Annotated in this window: 4 protein-coding genes and 1 pseudogene; all 5 read right to left on the reverse strand. The window is 69.3% G+C overall.

The window, feature by feature from the left end; translation table 11 throughout:
• Window positions 1–169: pseudogene (locus tag VH969_RS13915) on the reverse strand (2-oxoacid:ferredoxin oxidoreductase subunit beta); the annotation flags it as partial.
• A 19-nt stretch (window positions 170–188) separates the two neighbouring features.
• Complete coding sequence (locus tag VH969_RS13920) at window positions 189–2081, reverse strand: 2-oxoacid:acceptor oxidoreductase subunit alpha (protein WP_331974150.1); 1893 nt, start codon at window positions 2079–2081, stop codon at window positions 189–191.
• 178 nt (window positions 2082–2259) lie between these two features.
• Window positions 2260–4491 (reverse strand): (Fe-S)-binding protein, encoded by a 2232-nt coding sequence (locus VH969_RS13925; RefSeq protein ID WP_331974151.1) that lies wholly within the window; start codon window positions 4489–4491, stop codon window positions 2260–2262.
• A 106-nt stretch (window positions 4492–4597) separates the two neighbouring features.
• On the reverse strand, window positions 4598–5497 hold the full coding sequence (locus VH969_RS13930) for a bile acid:sodium symporter family protein (RefSeq protein WP_331974152.1): 900 nt from the start codon (window positions 5495–5497) through the stop codon (window positions 4598–4600).
• A 211-nt stretch (window positions 5498–5708) separates the two neighbouring features.
• On the reverse strand, window positions 5709–5948 hold a 240-nt coding region (locus tag VH969_RS13935; protein WP_331974153.1), incomplete at its 5' end, for a TetR/AcrR family transcriptional regulator C-terminal domain-containing protein.

Genomic DNA, 5948 nt, shown 5'->3' on the forward strand with positions numbered 1-5948 from the left:
ACCCCAACGAGGGCAGGAACGACTGCATCGCGTTCAACACCACATAGTCACCACACCCCGGACACCACCGCACCTCCTGATCCGACTTGAAATCCTTCGCCCGCTGCGGCTCATCAGACGTCGGCACACCCGACAGCCCGCTCGGGAAGCCCAGGTCGATGGTGCTCATGCAGTGCTCCTTGGCTCGCTCACGCGGCGTTCGCGAGCCGCGTGCCCGTCTCGTCGATGTGACCGGAGAGCACCTCGACGAGCTCCTCCTCCATGAACGGCAGGCCCGCGACCTTCGTGTACGAGACCGCGTCGACCAGGTACCGCGCGCGTACCAGCATGGCCAGCTGACCCATGTTCATCTCCGGGACGACCACGCGCTCGTACGAGCCGAGCACGTCGCCCAGGTTGTGCGGCAACGGGTTCAGGTGGCGCAGCTGCGCGTGGGCCACCGCCCGCCCCTGCCGGCGCAGCGACCGGCACGCCGCACCGATCGGGCCGTACGTCGAACCCCAGCCGAGCACCAGCACGTTCGCCGCACCGGCCGGGTCGTCCACGACCAGGTCCGGCACGTCGATGCCGTCCACTTTGGCCTGCCGGATGCGGACCATGCGGTCGTGGTTGTCCGGGTCGTAGGAGATGTTCCCCTTGCCGTCGGCCTTCTCCAGCCCGCCGATCCGGTGCTGTAGACCCGGCGTGCCCGGGACGGCCCAGTCCCGCGCGAGCGTGTGCGGGTCCCGCCGGTACGGCCAGTGCTCGCCGTCCGGCCCGTTGGGCTCGGTCGCGAACTCCACCCGCAGGTCCGGCAGCTCGCCGACGTCCGGGATGAGCCACGGCTCGGCACCGTTGGCCAGCGCGCCGTCGGAGAGCAGCAGCACCGGCGTGCGGTATTTCAACGCGATCCGCGCCGCCTCGATCGCCGCGTGGAAGCAGTCGCCCGGCGAGTACGGCGCGACGACCGGCACCGGGGACTCGCCGTTGCGCCCGAACATCGCCTGCAGCAGGTCCGCCTGCTCGGTCTTGGTCGGCAGTCCCGTGGACGGCCCGCCGCGCTGGACGTCGATGATCACCAGCGGCAGCTCGGTCATCACCGCGAGGCCGATGGTCTCCGACTTGAGCGCGAGCCCCGGCCCGGACGTCGTGGTGACACCGAGCGAACCGCCGTACGCGGCCCCGAGCGCCGCACCGATTCCGGCGATCTCGTCCTCGGCCTGCATGGTCGTGATGTCGAAGTTCTTGTGCCGGGCCAGCTCGTGCAGGATGTCCGACGCCGGCGTGATCGGGTAACCGCCCAGGAACACCGGCAGGCCCGAGCACTGTCCCGCCGCGACGATCCCGTACGCGAGTGCGGTGTTGCCGGTGATCTGCCGGTAGCGGCCGGGCGGGAAGTCCTTGGCCGGCGCCACGTCGTAGGTCGTCGCGAACGCCTCGGTCGTCTCGCCGTAGTTCCAGCCCGCGCGCAGCGCCAGCACGTTGGCCTCGGCGATCTCCGGCTTGCGGGCGAACTTCTCCCGCAGGAACGACTCCGTGCCCTCGACCGGCCGGTGGTACATCCACGACAGCAGGCCCAGCGCGAACATGTTCTTCGACCGCTCGGCGTCCTTCTTGGACAGCTCGGTGCTCTCCAGCGCTCCCCTGGTCAGCGTCGCCATGGCGATCGCGTGGACCTGGAAGCCGTCCAGCGAGCCGTCCTCGAGCGGGTTGGCGGCGTAGCCGACCTTGGTCAGCGCCCGCGCCCCGAACTCGTCGGTGTTGACGATGAGCGTGCCGCCCGCGCGCAGGTCGCCGATGTTCGCCTTGAGCGCGGCCGGGTTCATGGCCACCAGCACGTCCGGGCGGTCCCCCGGCGTCTGGATGTCGTAGTCGGCGAACTGCAGCTGGAACGACGAGACGCCCGGCAGCGTGCCCGCGGGGGCGCGGATCTCGGCCGGGAAGTTGGGCAGCGTCGCCAGGTCGTTGCCGAACGTCGCGGCCTCGGACGTGAACCGGTCACCGGTGAGCTGAATGCCGTCCCCGGAGTCACCGGCGAACCTGATGACCACGCGGTCCAGCTTGACCGGCGGTTTCACGAGGCGCTGCGGATCGGTGGTCACCGGGCCAGTGTCGGCAATCCGGGCAGGAGAGCGGACGAGTTCCACTGGAGTCCGGGATGACTCCGGCGCATCTCCCGGCCGGCGCCTTCGGCACGGTCGGCCGGACTGTGGACCTGTCCGCCGCGCTCCTCCGCTGCTCGCCGTCTTCCCACCTCACGTCAGTCCGGACGGCGCTCGCTCACAGGGTTCGATCCGCTCGCGGCGCGCCGCGCTTCACGGACTCCAGCAGCATCTGCGAAACGTCCCGGACCTGCACGTCCGTGCCCCTGTCCTCGCTCTGCCGCTGCACCAGGCCGTCGGTGATCATGACGCGGCAGAACGGGCAGCCGGTCACGACCTCCTTCGCGTTCGTGTCCAGTGCCTCGTCGACGCGCTCGAGGTTGATCCGCTTGCCGATGTGCTCTTCCATCCACATCCGCGCGCCACCCGCGCCACAGCACAGGGACCGGTCCGCGTGCCGCGGCATCTCGGTGAGCGCGGCACCGGCCGCGCCGACCAGCTCGCGCGGCGGCTCGTAGACCTTGTTGTGCCGGCCCAGGTAGCACGGGTCGTGGTAGGTCACCGGCGCCCCACCGTCGGCCGGCTTCACCGGCGTCAGCCTGCCCTCGCGCACCAGGCGGTTGAGCAGCTGCGTGTGGTGGACGACCTCGTAGTGCCCGCTGGTCCCCTCGAACGCCGGGATCATGCCCTCCAGCTGCGGGTACTCGCGGCCCAGCGTGTTCATGCAGTGCGGGCAGGTGGTGACGATCTTGCGGCGCACCGGTTCCCGGCCTTCGAACACGGTGTTCAGCATCTCCGCGGTCTGCTGGGCCATCATCTGGAACAGGAACTCGTTGCCCGAACGCCGCGCCGGGTCGCCGGTGCAGGTCTCCTCGGTGCCGAGCACCACGTACTTCACGCCGGCGATGTGCAGGAGCTCGGCGGTCGCCCGGACGGTCTTCTTCGCGTTGTCGTCGAACGCGCCCGCGCAGCCGATCCAGTACAGGTACTCCACGTCGTCGGCCAGCTCCCCGTCGAACACGGGCACCTCGAAGTCGAGCCCCTTCGTCCAATCGAGACGCTCGGAGTTGTTCTGGCCCCAGGGGTTGCCCTTGTTCTCCAGGTTGCGGAACAGGGTGCCGAGCTCGGACGGGAAGTCCGACTCGATCATCACCTGGTAACGGCGCATGTCGACGATGTGGTCGACGTGCTCGATATCCACCGGGCACTGCTCGACGCACGCGCCGCACGTCGTGCAGGACCACAGGACGTCCGGATCGATGACGCCGCCGACCTCGGCGGAGCCGACCAGCGGGCGGACCGCCTGCTCCGGCCCGGTGCCCGGCACCCGGCCGTATCCGGACTCCGGCACGTGGTGGCCGTTCTTCGACGCCAGCTCGAGCACGTCGACGTCGCTGTGGTCCGGGACGGTCTGGCCCCCGATGAGGTACGGCGCCTTCGCGAACAGGTGGTCACGCAGGTCCATGATCACGAGCTTCGGCGAGAGCGGCTTGCCCGTGTTCCACGCGGGGCACTGGCTCTGGCAGCGCCCGCACTCGGTGCACGTGGCGAAGTCGAGCATGCCCTTCCACGTGAAGTCCTCGATCTTGCCGCGACCGAAGACGTCCTCCTCGTCGGGGTCCTCGAAGTCGATCGGCTTGCCGTGCGACTCCATCGGCAGCAGCGGGCCGAGCCCGTCGGGCAGCCGCTTGGTCGACACGTTGATCGGCGCCACGAAGATGTGCAGGTGCTTGGAGTACAGCACCACGATCAGGAACGAGAGCATGACACCGATGTGGAGCAGCAGCCCCACCGACTCGAGCCACTCGTTCGGCGTGTGCCCGAGCGGCTCCAGCAACTCGCCGACACCGAGCGAGACCCACGCGCCGGAGTCGTACGGGAAGGTCCCGACCGCCGCGGAGGCGCCGCGGAACAGGAACATCGTCCACACGACGTTGAAGATCATGAACAGGATCAGCCACGCGCCGCCGGTATGCGAGCCGTAGAACCGCGACAAGCGCTGCCTGCGTTCGGGTGCCTGCCGGACGCGGATGATCGCGAACGTGACGATCGAGACGAACACCAGCGTCGCGATGAGGTCCTGCGCGAAGCCCAGCACGGCCCAGCGGCCGATCCACGGGATGTGGAAGTCGGCGTCGAACAGCGTCCCGTAGGCCTCCAGGTAGACCGTGATGAGGATGACGAATCCCCAGAACGTGAAGAAGTGCGCGGCGCCCGGGATCGACCACTTGAGCAGCTTGCGCTGGCCGAAGACCTCCTTGACCTGGGCCCAGAGCCGCGAGCCGAGGTGGTCGAAGCGATCGACCGGCTGCCCCGACCGGACCAGGTCGTACAGGAACTTCGCCCGACGCCCGGCGACCGCCAGCACCACGAGGGTGATGACCACACCGAGAACCATCCGAACGACCACGAGTGCCTCCGCATCCGGCGAACAACAGGGCCTCAGCCTTGCTTATTACTCGCCAGTATTTCGGATGTCGGCGAGATGCGCGCAACGGGGTTGTGACGCGTGCCGCTCATGGCCTTGACCGGTCAGGAACCTTCTCGTCCGCCACCTGCCGCCGCCTGTTCAGCAGGTAGATGAGCAGGCCGGCGGGCAGGAACATCGAGGTGCCGTACACCGCCGCGGGAATCGCCATCGTGGCGTTGTCCAGCAGCGCCGGGCTGAGCGCGATGGTGATCGCGAGGGTGCTGTTGTGGACGCCGATCTCGAACGCCGACGCGACCGCCTGGTCGCGCGGCACGTGGCACGCGCGCGGCACGGCGTAGCCGATCGAGAGGTTCAGCACGCAGAACAGGAGCGCGATCAGCCCGACCGACTCGATGTAGCCGCCGACGTTCCCCCGTTCCTGGAACACCGCGACCGCGATGACCGAGACGAGCACGGCGACCGACGCGATCCGCACCGGCCGGTCGAGACGGTCGGCGAAGCCGGGCGCGCGGTTTCGGACCAGCATCCCGACGGCCACCGGGACGAGCACGATCGCGAACACCTGCAGCAGCTTGTCCGGCTGCAGGCCGATCGCGTCCTCGCCGTCCATGAACCCGCGGAGCGAGAGGTTGACGACGATCGGCAGCGTGACGACGGCCAGGACCGAGTTGATCGCGGTCAGCGTGATGTTGAGCGCCACGTCGCCGTGCGCGAGGTGGCTGAACAGGTTCGCGGTGGTGCCACCCGGCGCGGCGGCGAGCAGCATCATGCCCACGGCGAGCGGCGGGTCCAGGTCGAACAGCAGGACCAGGCCGAGGCAGATCGCCGGGAGCACGAGCACCTGGCACCCGAGCGCGACCACGGTGGCCCGCGGGTAGCGGACGACCCGCGCGAAGTCGGCCACGGTGAGCGACAGGCCGAGACCGAACATGATCACCGCGAGGGCGATCGGCAGGAAGACCGTGGTGGCCGTCGACGAGTTCATGGCCCGGACGGTCGCAAGAACCGGACATATTGGCAATAGGCCGGACGTCGGCCACGGTTACCAAGCACTGTGACGGCCGCGGAGATCCACGCACGCAACGACCTGCACAGCCAACCGGCGCCAGCCTGCCAGTAGTTACCAAACACTCCGACCGCCGCCAAGATCCACGCACGCAACGACCTGCACAGCCAACCGGGCGCCAGCCTGCCGGTTACCGCTTCGGCCGTCGCCGGCTCGGCCCGGCGCCGCGGGACGCCACCAGCTTCTCGATGCCGTCGAGCACGCGGGCGAGCCCGAACTCGAACCCGTGCTCGGGGTCGTACGCCGCCTGGTACGCCTCCCCCGCGACCGCCCCGACCCGGGCCGCGACCGGGTACTTCGCCGCGTCGAACACCTTCGCCAGCAGGGGCCCGTACGCCTCCCACCACTCGGCGTCCGTCATGCCCGTGTC

The organism is Actinophytocola sp., assembly GCF_036555685.1.
Lineage (GTDB): Bacteria > Actinomycetota > Actinomycetes > Mycobacteriales > Pseudonocardiaceae > Actinophytocola.